The following is a 13,870-nucleotide window of genomic DNA, read 5'->3' as shown; positions in this document are numbered from 1 at the left end:
AAGTGCACCAATGGGTGATAATCCGTTCAAATCTCAATGGACTTGTGCGTCATGAGCATCAATCTTCCCTTACCGCTGCTGGGCGAAATGGCGATTTTCGTCAAGGTGGTGGAAACCGGCAGCTTCTCCGAGGCTGCGCGCCAACTGGGAGCATCACCGTCCTCCGTGAGCCGCAGCATCTCACGCCTGGAAAAGGCCCTGGCGACTCGCCTGTTGCAACGCACCACGCGCAAATTGCGCCTCAGCGAAGGCGGCGAAGAGGTGTTCAAGCGCTGCCAGGAAATGGTCAGTGCTGCGCGGTCGGTGATGGAAATCAGCGGCCAATACACCCATGAAGCCGAAGGGCTGGTGCGGGTCAGCGTGCCCAAGGCGGTAGGGCGTTTTGTGGTGCATCCGCATATGCCGGAGTTTTTGCGGCGTTATCCCAAGGTCGACGTGCAGTTGATCCTGGAGGACCGGCATGTGGACCTGATTGACGACAATGTCGACCTGAGCATCCGCATCACCGACAGCCCGCCGCCGGGGTTGGTGGGGCGCCAGTTGCTGCCGATCGAGCATTTGATCTGCGCCACGCCGCGGTACCTGGCGGAGCATGGTACGCCGCAGCATCCCCATGATTTGCTGGAGCACAGTTGCATCTACCTGGGTGAGACGCCGGGGGATGCGCGCTGGAAGTTTCGCCAGGGCAGCAAGGCGGTGACGGTGGGCGTGCGCGGGCGGTATGCGGCGAATCACACAGGCGTGCGGCTGGATGCGGTATTGCAACATGTGGGGATTGGCAGCTTGCCGTATTTCACGGCGCGGCATGCGCTGGAGGCGGGGGAGGTGGTGCAGGTGTTGCCGGGGTGGGATTTCATTGCGTCGTACCACGGGGATGCGTGGCTACTGCATTCGCCGACGAGGTACCTGCCGCCGAAGTTGCGGGTGTTTATTGATTATCTGGTGGAGTGCATGGCCAAAGAGCCGACGCTGAAGAAACGGTAGGAATACAGTTTAAATGTGGGAGCGGGCTTGCTCGCGAATGCGGTGGTTCAGTCACCTAAAATATTGACTGAACCATCGCATTCGCGAGCAAGTCGAACCGTCGCACCGCCGCTCCCACATTTGATCTGCGTGAGCCCTGAAATCAGTGCTTGGGCTGGTCATTGGACATGGCCAATAACTGCTTTTCCTGGTTCCAGTCGAACGGTTCGTCGTTCTGTTCAGCTTCGAAGCGACGTTCTTCCAGGGCCTGGTACAGGTCCAGCTCGTCGTCGGGCATGAAGTGCAGGCAGTCGCCACCGAAGAACCACAGCAGGTCGCGCGGTACCAGGTGAGCAATTTGCGGGTAGCGCAGGATGACCTGGCTCATCATGTCCTGGCCCAGGTACTGGCTTTCGATCGGGTCGATGGGCAGCAAGGCGCGCAGTTCATCGAAGCGCTCCAGGAACAGGAGGTGGCTTTCCTCGGGAACCTGTTCGGCTTCGCCGACGGCAACCAGGATGCTGCGCAGGTGGTCGAGCAAGACGAGATGATCGGCAACGACGTTGGACACGAGATAAGTCCTCAAGAGCAAAACGGGCGCGAGAGTATATAGCTCGGTGCCTTGCCTCACAAATACGATTCCTTTTGACGAGTGGCTGTTGTTGTCAGGCAAGGCGCCGCGACGAGTCATAGCTTGCTATGGCGAGGAGCGGCAACGCAGCATGACGACAACAGACGCCGTCAAAAGGGATCAGTATTTGTGAGGCAGGGCACTCTACCCGTTTTTATATGACCGCTGGGATCAGCGGACTTTTCCCTCGGCCTGGCTCAGTTCTTCCTTGCTGAAATCATCCACGTCGATCACCTTGCGCCGCGCCGCTTCAGCGTCACGCAGGGTCTGCGCCTCGGCCGGTTGCAGCACGCCGGCATGCAGCGCGGCATCGATGGCGTGTTCGCCCGCGGTCGGTTTGACCTGGCCGCTCTTGAGGCCTTCGTGGAGTTTTTTCTGCAACGGATGGCTGTCGGCCAACAGGTCGTAGGCATGTTGCAGGGCGCCCACCGGATCTTCTGCAGACTGTGGGCGATAGCAGCCCGCCAGCACCGCTTCCAGGGTCGGGTCACCCTTGGCGCGACCGAGCACTGCGGCCACTTCGGCATCCAGCGCATCGGACGGGCCTTTATGACGGCGGCCGAACGGGAACACGATCACCCGCAACAGACAACCCAACACCTTGCTCGGGAAGTTGGTCAGCAGTTCATCCAGTGCACGCTCGGAGTGGCCAAGGCTCTCTTCCATGGCCCAGGCGAACAGCGGTTCCAGGTGGTCTGGCGAATCCAGGTCGTGATAACGCTTGAGTGCAGCCGATGCCAGGTACATGTGGCTCAGCACATCACCAAGACGTGCCGACAGGCGTTCGCGTCGTTTCAACTCGCCGCCCAGCAGCATCATGCTCAGGTCCGCCAGCATCGCAAACGCCGCGGCCTGACGGTTGAGTGCGCGGAAATAGCCCTGGCTCAGGCTGTTGCCCGGAGCCTTTTCGAAGTGACCGAAACCGAGGTTCAACACCAGGGTGCTGGCGGCGTTGCTTACGGCAAAGCCGATGTGCTGCAGCAGCAGGCCGTCGAATTCCTTCAGCGCCTGGTCATGGTCTTCGCGACCGGCCAAGGCCATTTCCTTGAGGACGAACGGATGGCAGCGAATTGCGCCCTGGCCGAAGATCATCAGGTTGCGCGAGAGGATATTCGCGCCTTCCACGGTGATGAAGATCGGCGCGCCCTGCCAGCTGCGACCCAGGTAGTTGTTGGGGCCCATGATGGTGCCCTTGCCGCCGTGTACGTCCATCGCGTGGCTGATGCATTCGCGGCCGCGTTCGGTCAGGTGGTACTTGAGGATCGCCGACAGTACCGAGGGTTTCTCCCCGAGGTCGACCGCGTTGGCGGTGAGCATCCGCGCGCTGTCCATCAGCCACGCGTTGCCGCCGATGCGGGCCAGGGCTTCCTGGATGCCTTCAAAGGCCGCCAGCGGTACGTTGAACTGCTCACGCACCTGGGCGTACTGGCCGGTCACCAGGCTGGTGAACTTGGCCGCGCCCGTTCCGACGGCAGGCAGGGAAATCGAACGGCCTACCGACAGGCAGTTCATCAGCATCATCCAGCCCTTGCCGAGCATTTCCTGGCCACCGATCAGGAATTCCAGCGGAATGAAAACATCCTTGCCGGAGTTGGGGCCGTTCATGAACGCGGCGCCCAGTGGCAGGTGACGGCGGCCAATTTCAACACCCGGGGTGTCGGTGGGGATCAGCGCGAGGCTGATGCCCAGGTCTTCTTTGTCGCCCAGCAGATGATCCGGGTCATGGGCCTTGAAGGCCAGGCCGAGCAAAGTCGCTACCGGGCCGAGGGTGATGTAGCGTTTTTCCCAGTTCAGGCGCAGGCCGAGGGTTTCCTTGCCTTCCCATTCGCCTTTGCAGATCACCCCGGTGTCGGGCATGGAGCCAGCATCGGAACCGGCCAGTGGGCCGGTCAGGGCAAAGCACGGGATATCGTCGCCACGGGCCAGGCGTGGCAGGTAATGGTTGCGTTGTTCATCGGTGCCGTAGTGCAGCAGCAATTCGGCCGGGCCCAGGGAGTTGGGGACCATGACCGTGGAGGCGAGGTCGCCGCTGCGGGTCGCCAGCTTCATCGCGACCTGGGAGTGGGCATAGGCGGAGAAGCCTTTGCCGCCGAACTCCTTGGGGATGATCAGGGCAAAAAAGCCATGCTGCTTGATGTGTTCCCAGGCGGCGGGGGGCAGGTCCATGGCCTGGCCGATTTCCCAGTCGGTGACCATGGCGCACAGTTCTTCGGTAGGGCCGTCGATGAAGGCTTGTTCTTCTTCAGTCAGTTGCGCCTTGGGATAGGCCAGCAGCTTGTCCCAGTCGGGGCGGCCGCTGAACAGCTCGCCGTCCCACCACACGGTGCCGGCGTCGATGGCGTCGCGCTCGGTCTCGGACATCGGCGGCAGGACTTTCTGGAACCAGTTGAACAGCGGCGCGGTGAAGTACTTGCGGCGCAGGTCCGGCAGCAGCAGCGGGGCGGCTACCACGGCGATCAGCACCCAGAAGATCAGCAGCAACCAGCCTGGTGCATGGCTGAAGGCGCCCATCGCCAACAGGTAGACGGCGACCACGCCGATGGCGGGCAGGGGCGCGATGCGCCGGTGCGCCAGGTAGGCAATGCCCACCACCAGAACCAGTATCCACAACAACAGCATATTCAATCCTCCGTGAAACCAGGTGCGAAATCACCTCAGAGCTTAGTCGGCATCCGAACAAGCGGGGTGACGAGGGTGTTACGTGGTGTGCCAGGTCGAATCACCACCAGGCGCCGACATTTGGCCGAATCGTCGTTATCGCAGAGAGCAGGCCTGTGGTTAGACTCAAGGCTTGCCTCGGAGATCAACCTCATGAATGCGTACTTGAATCCCGGCCGCTTCATCGATAGTGACCACCCTGCGGTGGTGGAGTTCGCCGAAAAACATCGCGGTTCGAGTGCCGCACTTCGTGACCAGGCAGTCAGTCTTTACTACGCTGTGCGCGAGGCGGTGCGCTATAACCCCTATACCTTCAGTCGCGACCCGCAAACCCTCAGCGGCAGCTTTGCACTGGCGGCCGGCGAGAGTTATTGCGTGCCCAAGGCAACATTGCTGGCGGCGTGCGCAAGGCACTGCGGGATCCCGGCGCGCATCGGCCTGGCCGACGTGCGTAACCACCTCTCGACGCCCCGTTTGATCGAGCTGCTCAGAAGTGACGTATTTGCCATGCATGGCTACACCGAACTGTATCTGGATGGCCGTTGGGTCAAGGCCACGCCCGCATTCAACCAGCAACTGTGTGAACTGTTCGATGTGCCACCCCTGGAGTTCGACGGCATTCACGACAGTGTTTTCCACGCCTTCAACCGCAAGGGCCAGCGCTCCATGGAGTACGTGGTGGACCATGGGCAATTTGCCGAGGTGCCCGAGGAATTCTTCTTCGCCCACATCCAGAAATGTTACCCGCACCTGTTTGGCGAGCAGATGCCGATCCTGCTGGGGGACATGCAGAGTGATTTAAGCCGAACGTGATCCGGCGTATGCTGCCCCGGCATTCATCCAACCATCTTTTTCAAAATCGGGGCGGTCATGCTGAAAATCTGGGGTCGTAAAAATTCGTCAAATGTCAGGAAAGCACTGTGGTGCGCCGAGGAGCTCGGCCTGGACTATGAGGCAATTGATGCGGGCGGGGCTTTTGGTGTGGTCGACACGCCGCAATACCGCGCGCTGAACCCCAATGGCCGGGTGCCGATGATTGAAGATGGCGACTTTGTGCTGTGGGAATCCAACACCATCGTGCGCTACCTGGCCGCCAAACATGCGCCGGATTCGAACTGGTACCCCAGCGAGCTGCAAGCCCGGGCCAACGCTGAAAAGTGGATGGACTGGACCACCTCGACCCTGGCCGAACCGTTCAAGACCGTGTTCTGGGGCGTGCTGCGAACCCCGGCTGAAAAACAGAACTGGGACACCATCAACGCCGGTCGCCAGGCCTGCATCGATGTTTTGCAGACGGTGGATCAGGCCTTGGCCACGCAACCTTACCTGTCCGGCAGCGAGATCGGCATGGGCGATATTCCCTTGGGCAGCTTCATTTATGCCTGGTTCGAAATGCCCATCGAACGCCCGTCGATGCCTAACCTGGAAGCCTGGTACCAGCGGCTGCGCCAGCGTCCGGCCTATCAGAAATCGGTCATGACCGCGTTGACCTGATACCGACTATTAATACGGGTTACTGTACTTGTGCGGCGCGGACAAGCACCATGCTTGTCACGCGCAGCCGTTGTATTCCGTGCGGTCTGCCCTCATGTAACAATTCTATTCCTCTTCTTTGGTGCGTAATCCGATATGAGTTCCGCTCTGTCCATCCGGCAGCTAACCAAAACCTACGGCAACGGTTTCCAGGCCCTGAGTGGTATCGATCTGGACGTCGCCGAAGGTGATTTCTTCGCCTTGCTCGGCCCCAATGGCGCCGGCAAATCCACCACCATCGGGATTCTCTCGACCCTGGTCAACAAGACCACCGGTACGGTGAATATCTTTGGCAACGACCTGGACAAATCCCCGGCGGCGCTCAAGCGCAGCATCGGCGTGGTGCCCCAGGAGTTCAACTTCAACCAGTTTGAAAAGACCTTCGACATCGTCGTGACCCAGGCCGGTTACTACGGCATCCCGCCGAAGATCGCCAAGGAACGCGCCGAGCAATACCTCACGCAACTGGGCTTGTGGGACAAGCGCGACGTGCCTTCGCGTTCCCTGTCCGGGGGCATGAAGCGCCGCTTGATGATCGCTCGCGCCCTGGTTCACGAGCCGCGCCTGCTGATCCTCGACGAGCCGACAGCGGGCGTGGACATTGAGCTGCGTCGTTCGATGTGGACGTTTCTCACCGAGCTGAACCAGAAAGGCATCACCATCATCCTCACCACGCACTACCTGGAAGAGGCTGAGCAGCTGTGCCGCAACATCGGCATCATCGACCACGGCACCATTGTCGAAAACACCAGCATGCGTAATTTGCTGAGCCAGTTGCACGTCGAGACCTTCCTGCTCGACCTGAAAAACGACATGACGGTTGCGCCCCAGTTGATCGGCTACCCGAATCGCCTGGTGGACAGCCACACCCTGGAAGTCCAGGTGGACAAAGCCGTGGGCATCACCGCGCTGTTTGGCCAACTGGCTACCCAGAACATCGAGGTGCTGAGCCTGCGTAACAAAACCAATCGCCTTGAGGAGTTGTTTGTGTCCCTGGTGGAGAAAAATCTGGCGAAGGTGGCGGTATGAGTTCGGAACTGCAACCCAACCTTGTCGCGCTGCAGACCATCGTTTATCGCGAAGTGAAGCGCTTTACCCGGATCTGGCCGCAGACCTTGCTGCCGCCAGCGATCACCATGGTTTTGTACTTCGTGATCTTCGGTAACCTGATTGGTCGGCAGATTGGTGATATGGGTGGATTCACCTATATGGAGTACATCGTGCCGGGGTTGATCATGATGTCGGTGATTACCAACTCCTACGGCAACGTGGTGTCGAGCTTTTTTGGCAGCAAGTTCCAGCGGTCCATCGAGGAATTGATGGTGTCGCCGGTGTCGCCTCATACGATTTTGATCGGCTACACCCTGGGCGGTGTGCTGCGCGGGTTGATGGTTGGGGTGATTGTGACGTTGCTTTCGCTGTTCTTTACCCATTTGCAGGTGCATCACCTCGGGATCACGCTGTTGGTGGTGGTGCTGACGGCGACTATCTTTTCGTTGCTGGGGTTCATCAATGCGGTGTTTGCGCGCAACTTTGATGATATTTCGATTATTCCGACGTTTGTTCTTACGCCGCTGACGTATCTGGGTGGGGTGTTTTATTCGATCACCTTGCTGCCGCCGTTCTGGCAGACGGTGTCGTTGGCTAACCCGGTGTTGCATATGGTTAACGCGTTTCGCTATGGGATCCTGGGCGTTTCGGACATCAAGATCAGTGTGGCGATCACCTTTATGCTGGTGGCGACTGTGGTGCTGTATGTGGGGTGTGCGCGGTTGCTGGTGAGTGGGCGTGGGATGCGCACCTAAGCGTTGAGATGTGATGAAAGACGGCCTCCAGATGAGGCCGTTTTTTTTGGATTTTGGGGGAGTGCATATCCGTTATTTAGGTAACGGCTACTTATGGTTCCGCTCTTACAGCGGGTCACTTTTTTACAAACGCCTAAAAAAGTAACCAAAAAACGCTTTGCCCCACCACTCGGTGCCTCGCTTAGGCTCGGCATGCCCGCACTCCGGCACGGCTCCGCGGGCCGCTCCACCGTGCCTACTTGCGGCCATCGTGGTTGACGGGGCCCGCAGATCAAAATCAAGAGCAGATCAAGATCAAAAGCACGCAGCCTCGCTGACGCTCGACAGCTGCTACGGGCGGGGTGGCTCTGCTTTTCTGTGGGAGCTGGCTTGCCTGCGATGCAGACAACTCGGTGCATCAGGTACACCCAGTTGATGCCATAGCAGGCAAGCCAGCTCCCACATTTGACCGTGCCCGTTTTAGCTTTTGATTTTGCTCTTCAACACTCAAGCCGGCCGGTAGGCCGCTGTGCTCTTGCTTTTGATCTTGATTTTGATCTTAGGCGCCCCGTTAAACCACGCTGGCCGAACGCAGGCTTTGGAGCGTGGGTAACCTGGCAGGACGCCAGGTTAGCCGTCCTGGGCCAAGGATGGCCCATGACGGCGGCCCACGGTCCAAAGCCGGAGTGAGGGCACACCGAGCCTAGGCGAGGTGCCGAGTGGTGGGGCAAGAGCGTTTTGCTTACTTTTGCGCTTTTCAAAAGTGAGCCGCTGTAAGAGCGGAACCCATATCAGCAACAACCCAAATAACGGATATACACCCAAACCCAAACCCAAACCCACAAACCACAAACCACAAACCACAAACCACAAACCACCTTACGGCAGCAAAGCTAACTCAATCAGCTCATGCAGTTCTTCAACCTCAAGCGGCGCGGTAGAAAACAGATTACGAAAAACGGTTGGCGCAACAATCAAATTGATCAGCCGATCCACGCTGGGAAGTGTCCCGGTGTCGTCGGTGTACCGATCCAGGATCGTCTCCAACTGCCCGGTGAGAATCCCCACGCAATACCCCGGCGCCTGACTGCATTGCACATCACGCATCATCTCGCGGCCAAGGTCCGAGCTCATCTCATCACGGTATTGCTCACCCCAGGCCCGCAGGTCTCCGCGCAGGCTGCCGGTATCAGCCGGCTCACTGTCCGGGCGCAGACGGGCCATCGCAACATCGGCCAGCAGCGCCGCCAAGTCACCCCAGCGCCGGTAGATGGTCGAAGGCGTCACTCCGGCGCGCGTGGCTATCTGCGGCACGGTCACGCTGGAACGGTCCTGCTCTTCGAGCAATTCACGCACCGCCGAATGCACTGATTCCTGGACCCGGGCACTACGGCCCCCCGGGCGGAGCCCTTCTTTTATCGCCATGCGTAAAACCTTAACACAAAGAATTTGCTTTAAGCGCCATCCGGTAGCACACTCCGCAAAAGCAAAATATTAGCTTTAGCGGAGCGTGCCCATGTCCAGCGTTACTTCTCATCGTTCCAGCCTGGTGTTTCTGGCGATCACCTTGCTGACGTTTCTCGCCGCCTCCAGCGCGCCGACCCCGTTGTACCACCTCTATCAAGAGGGCCTGCACTTTTCGGCGGCGATGTTGACCCTGGTATTTGGCATTTACGCCTTGAGCCTGCTGGCTGCATTGCTGACCGTGGGTTCACTGTCGGACCACCTGGGGCGCAAGCCGGTAATTTTTGCCGCGCTGCTCCTCGATATGCTGGCGATGTTGCTGTTTATCAATGCCGACAGCGTCGGCTGGCTGATTGCCGCCCGCACGGTACAAGGCTTTGCCACCGGCATGGCCACCGCCGTACTGGGCGCCGCATTGCTCGACACCGACCGCCAGCAAGGCCCGCTGATCAACAGCGTAGCGCCTTTGCTGGGCATGGCCTGCGGGGCCATGGGCTGCAGCCTGCTGGTGGAGTTCGCGCCGATGCCGACCACGTTGATTTACTGGACCCTGCTCGGGTTGATGATCCTGCAGGCATTGTACGTCTGGCGCCTGCCGGAGACAGTCAGCCGGATTCCGGGGGCCCTGGCCTCGCTATGGCCCACCTTGCATGTACCGCCCCAGGCCCGACGCGCCTTGTGGATCTCGTTGCCGGTAGACGTAGCCGTATGGGCCATGGGCGGTTTTTATCTGTCCCTGGCGCCCTCGCTGGTGCGGGCGGCGACCGGGTCCACCTCGAACCTGATCGGCGGCGGGCTGGTGGCGGTGTTGACGCTGAGCGGTGCGGTGATGATTTTCAGCCTGCGCAACCGCCCGGCGGACAAGGTCTTGCGGTTGGGCGCCGTGCTGCTGGCGGTGGGTGTTGCGCTGATCCTCACGGCCGTCCACAGCGCCAGCCTGCCGCTGTTTTTCATTGCCACGCTGATCGCCGGCAGTGGTTTTGGCTCGGGATTCCTCGGCGCGCTGCGCAGTGTTTTGCCGTTGGCCTTGCCCCATGAGCGGGCGGGCTTGATGTCGGCGTTCTATGTGCTGAGTTACCTGGCGTTCTGTGTGCCGTCGCTGTTGGCGGGCAACTTGACGCGCACCTTCGGTTTGATCGCCACCACCGACGGTTATGGCGTGGTGCTGATCGTATTGGCACTCGGCGCGTTGGTGGCGTTGCTAATGCAGGATTTGGCGAAGAGCAGGGCGACGGCGGGTAATTGATTCGGTAATAATTCGTCACCCTTACGCCTTGGGATTCACCCATGAAGATCATCCGCAGCAAAGAATTCACCGGCAGCCGCGCCTGGGAGGCGCTGGACATCGCCAATATGAATGGCATCACCACCCGTTTGCATTGGACCGACCAGCCGTATCGCTGGCACGTGAATGACGGCGAAGAGGTGTTCGTGGTGCTTGATGGCCAGGTGCAGATGCACTATCGCGAAAACGGCAGCGAACAGATGGCCTTGCTTGAGGTAGGCGACATCTTCTACGCCAGTGTCGGCACCGAGCATGTGGCCCATCCACAGGGCCCGGCACGGATTCTGGTGATTGAAACCGAAGGCAGCGTTTAATCACATATCTACGAAACAGATAACAGTTAGAGATATTACCCGTTATATAGATATTCGATTCGGTTCTACCATGGTCTCAACCTCATGCGAGGAAGAGGACTACACCATGACTTGCCCGAATACGCTTCACAGCCGCTTGAAACCCTTCAGTCACCTGACCCGTCCCCGGGAAGTGATTCGCCAGTTCACCCCCAACTGGTTTGCCGCCACCATGGGCACCGGGGTGCTGGCGTTGGCGCTGGCGCAATTGCCGGTCAACCTGGCGGGACTGCACGCCGTGGCCGAAGGGCTGTGGCTGTTTACCATTGGCCTGTTTGTGTTGTTCAGCGTGCTGTATGCGGCGCGCTGGGTGATGTTTTTCCACGAGGCCCGGCGCATTTTCGGGCACTCCACGGTGTCGATGTTCTTCGGCACCATCCCCATGGGCCTGGCGACCATTATCAACGGCTTCCTGCTGTTCGGCGTGCCGCGCTGGGGGGATGGCGTGGTGCAACTGGTCGAGGTGCTGTGGTGGCTCGACGTCGCGATGGCCCTGGCCTGCGGGGTGCTGATCCCGTTCATGATGTTCACCCGCCAGGAACACAGCATCGACCAGATGACTGCCGTGTGGCTGTTGCCGGTGGTGGCCGCGGAAGTCGCCGCCGCCAGCGGTGGCCTGCTGGCGCCGCACCTGGCCGACGCCCATTCGCAACTGGTGATGCTGGTGACCAGCTACGTGCTGTGGGCGTTCTCCCTGCCGGTGGCGTTCAGCATCCTGACCATCCTGATGCTGCGCATGGCCCTGCATAAACTGCCACACGCCAATATGGCCGCGTCGAGCTGGCTGGCTCTAGGTCCCATCGGCACCGGTGCCCTGGGCATGCTGGTACTGGGCGGTGATGCACCTGCCATCTTTGCCGCCAACGGTCTGCCCGGCGTCGGTGAGATGGCCAACGGCATCGGCCTGGTCGCAGGCATCACCCTGTGGGGCTTCGGCTTGTGGTGGATGCTGATCGCGGTGCTGATCACCCTGCGTTACCTGCGGGCCGGTATCCCGTTCAACCTTGGCTGGTGGGGCTTCACCTTCCCGTTGGGCGTGTACTCGCTGGCCACGCTGAAACTGGCGAGCACCTTGCACCTGGGTTTTTTCAGCATCGTTGGTTGCGTGTTGGTGGCGGCGCTGGCGCTGATGTGGCTGATTGTCGCCAAGCGCACGGTGCAGGGCGCCTATAAAGGCGAGCTTTTTGTATCGCCGTGCATTGCAGGACTAGCGAATAAGTAAGCAGGATTAGGTAAAGTCGTGGCCTGGAAAAACCAATAACAGCCTTCAGGCCACGCAGGAACACGGACGATGAGCCACCCCTCGCAATTCACTTTGCTGCGCAAACGGCGTTTCCTGCCGTTCTTCATTACCCAGTCCCTTGGTGCGTTCAACGACAATATATTCAAGCAGTCGTTGATCCTGGCGATTCTCTACAAGCTGACCATCGAGGGCGACCGCTCGATCTGGGTCAATCTCTGCGCGTTGCTGTTTATCCTGCCGTTCTTCCTGTTCTCGGCCCTGGCCGGGCAATTTGGCGAGAAGTTCAACAAGGACGCGCTGATCCGGGTGATCAAGATCGGCGAAATCGTGATCATGTCCGTGGGCGCGGTGGGTTTCATGTTCAACCACCTGGAGCTGATGCTGCTGGCGCTGTTTGCCATGGGCACGCACTCGGCGCTGTTCGGGCCGGTGAAGTACTCGATCATGCCCCAGGCCCTGCACGAGGATGAGCTGGTGGGCGGCAATGGCCTGGTGGAAATGGGCACGTTCCTCGCAATCCTCGCGGGCACCATTGGCGCCGGGATCATGATGTCGTCCACCCATTACGCGCCGGTGGTCTCGACCGCCATCGTCGGCATTGCGGTGCTGGGCTACCTGGCCAGCCGCAGCATTCCGCGCGCGGCGGCGTCCAGCCCCGAGATGCGCCTGAACTGGAATATCTTCAGTCAGTCCTGGGCCACCTTGAAGCTCGGCCTGGGGCAGACACCGGCTGTGTCGCGCTCGATTGTCGGCAACTCGTGGTTCTGGTTTGTCGGCGCGATCTACCTGACGCAAATCCCGGCCTACGCCAAGGAATGGATGTACGGCGACGAGACTGTGGTAACGCTGATCCTCACGGTGTTCTCGGTGGGCATCGCACTGGGTTCGATGCTGTGCGAAAAGCTCTCCGGGCGCAAAGTCGAGATCGGCCTGGTGCCGTTCGGCTCGTTCGGTTTGACCGTGTTCGGCCTGCTGCTGTGGTGGCATTCCGGCGGCTTCCCGCAGAACGTCCAGGCCAACGACTGGATCGCCGTGCTGAGTTACGGCCAGGCGTGGTGGGTGTTGTTCGATATCCTTGGCCTCGGCGTATTCGGCGGCTTCTATATCGTGCCGCTGTACGCGTTGATCCAGTCGCGTACCGCCGAGAACGAGCGGGCGCGGGTGATCGCGGCCAACAACATCCTCAACGCGCTGTTCATGGTGGTCTCGGCGATCGTCTCGATCCTGCTGCTGAGCGTGGCCAAGCTGTCGATCCCCGAGCTGTTCCTGGTGGTGTCGCTGCTGAACATCGCGGTCAACACCTACATCTTCAAGATCGTGCCCGAGTTCACCATGCGTTTCATGATCTGGCTGCTCAGCCATTCCATGTACCGCGTCGAGCACAAGAACCTCGAGCTGATCCCAGACGAGGGCGCGGCGTTGCTGGTGTGCAATCACGTGTCGTTTGTCGATGCGCTGTTGATTGCCGGTTCGGTGCGTCGGCCGATTCGTTTTGTCATGTACTACAAGATCTACAACCTGCCGGTTTTGAACTTTATCTTCCGCACTGCCGGGGCGATTCCGATTGCCGGGCGGCATGAGGACATCCAGATCTACGAAAAGGCCTTCCAGCGGATTGCCCACTACCTTAAGGACGGCGAGCTGGTGTGCATCTTCCCGGAAGGAAAATTGACCTCCGATGGCGAGATGAACGAGTTTCGAAGCGGCGTGACGCGGATTCTTGGAGAGACGCCGGTGCCGGTGATTCCGATGGCGTTGCAGGGGTTGTGGGGGAGTTTTTTCAGTCGCGATCCGAACAAGGGCTTCTTCCACCGGATCTGGTCACGGGTGACCCTGGTGGCCGGCGCGCCGGTGACGGTGGAGGCGGCGACGCCCGAGGCGTTGCATGGTCTGGTTGGCACGTTGAGGGGTGATCTCAAGTAGTCAAGTTCTGGTGCTCAGGACCTTCTGCGCTGA

General features: G+C 59.9%; 12 protein-coding genes. 9 read left to right on the top strand and 3 right to left on the bottom strand.

From position 1 onward, the window contains the following. Positions 1-51: 51 nt before the first annotated feature. Positions 52-984 carry a LysR family transcriptional regulator gene (locus tag QF039_RS19305; RefSeq protein ID WP_003217218.1) on the top strand — a complete coding sequence of 311 codons (933 nt, stop codon included), beginning with the start codon at positions 52-54 and terminating at the stop codon, positions 982-984. 142 nt (positions 985-1,126) lie between these two features. Here the strand turns inward: QF039_RS19305 and QF039_RS19300 are convergent, their stop codons facing one another. Next, positions 1,127-1,534, bottom strand: a complete 408-nt coding sequence (locus QF039_RS19300; RefSeq protein WP_003217220.1) for a PA2817 family protein — start codon at positions 1,532-1,534, stop codon at positions 1,127-1,129. A gap of 231 nt (positions 1,535-1,765) precedes the next feature. Further along, positions 1,766-4,213: an acyl-CoA dehydrogenase gene (locus QF039_RS19295; protein ID WP_307520140.1), complete on the bottom strand. Its 2,448-nt coding sequence runs from the start codon at positions 4,211-4,213 to the stop codon at positions 1,766-1,768. A gap of 192 nt (positions 4,214-4,405) precedes the next feature. Between QF039_RS19295 and QF039_RS19290 the strand changes: the two genes are divergently transcribed. From QF039_RS19290 to QF039_RS19275, 4 genes are all read left to right on the top strand, one after another. Then, complete coding sequence (locus tag QF039_RS19290; protein WP_307520139.1) at positions 4,406-5,065, top strand: transglutaminase family protein; 660 nt, start codon at positions 4,406-4,408, stop codon at positions 5,063-5,065. 57 nt (positions 5,066-5,122) lie between these two features. After that, on the top strand, positions 5,123-5,746 hold the full coding sequence (locus tag QF039_RS19285; protein ID WP_003217226.1) for a glutathione S-transferase family protein: 624 nt from the start codon (positions 5,123-5,125) through the stop codon (positions 5,744-5,746). Between the two features lie 135 nt (positions 5,747-5,881). Further along, positions 5,882-6,814: an ABC transporter ATP-binding protein gene (locus QF039_RS19280; protein WP_003217227.1), complete on the top strand. Its 933-nt coding sequence runs from the start codon at positions 5,882-5,884 to the stop codon at positions 6,812-6,814. Further along, entirely contained in the window at positions 6,811-7,590 is a 780-nt protein-coding gene (locus QF039_RS19275; protein ID WP_003217229.1) for an ABC transporter permease, read from the top strand. Before QF039_RS19280 ends, QF039_RS19275 begins: the two co-directional genes overlap by 4 nt. An 858-nt stretch (positions 7,591-8,448) precedes the next feature. Here the strand turns inward: QF039_RS19275 and QF039_RS19270 are convergent. Then, a complete protein-coding gene (locus tag QF039_RS19270; protein WP_177069403.1) occupies positions 8,449-8,994 on the bottom strand; it encodes a TetR/AcrR family transcriptional regulator in 546 nt (181 codons plus the stop codon). 91 nt (positions 8,995-9,085) lie between these two features. Here QF039_RS19270 and QF039_RS19265 point away from each other — a divergent pair, with 91 nt between their 5' ends. The 4 genes from QF039_RS19265 to QF039_RS19250 all read left to right on the top strand — a co-directional run bounded on the left by QF039_RS19265 (position 9,086) and on the right by QF039_RS19250 (position 13,837). After that, a complete protein-coding gene (locus QF039_RS19265) occupies positions 9,086-10,279 on the top strand; it encodes an MFS transporter (protein ID WP_307520135.1) in 1,194 nt (397 codons plus the stop codon). A 41-nt stretch (positions 10,280-10,320) separates the two neighbouring features. After that, on the top strand, positions 10,321-10,632 hold the full coding sequence (locus tag QF039_RS19260; RefSeq protein WP_102369631.1) for a cupin domain-containing protein: 312 nt from the start codon (positions 10,321-10,323) through the stop codon (positions 10,630-10,632). 106 nt (positions 10,633-10,738) lie between these two features. Further along, positions 10,739-11,893, top strand: coding sequence for a TDT family transporter (locus tag QF039_RS19255; protein ID WP_307520132.1), 1,155 nt, complete (start codon positions 10,739-10,741; stop codon positions 11,891-11,893). A gap of 69 nt (positions 11,894-11,962) precedes the next feature. Beyond that, on the top strand, positions 11,963-13,837 hold the full coding sequence (locus tag QF039_RS19250) for an MFS transporter (RefSeq protein WP_177029243.1): 1,875 nt from the start codon (positions 11,963-11,965) through the stop codon (positions 13,835-13,837). Positions 13,838-13,870: the final 33 nt, after the last annotated feature.

The sequence above is a fragment of the Pseudomonas sp. W2I6 genome (assembly GCF_030815935.1).
Taxonomy (GTDB): domain Bacteria; phylum Pseudomonadota; class Gammaproteobacteria; order Pseudomonadales; family Pseudomonadaceae; genus Aquipseudomonas.
This window is presented reverse-complemented; position numbering and strand designations above follow the sequence as displayed.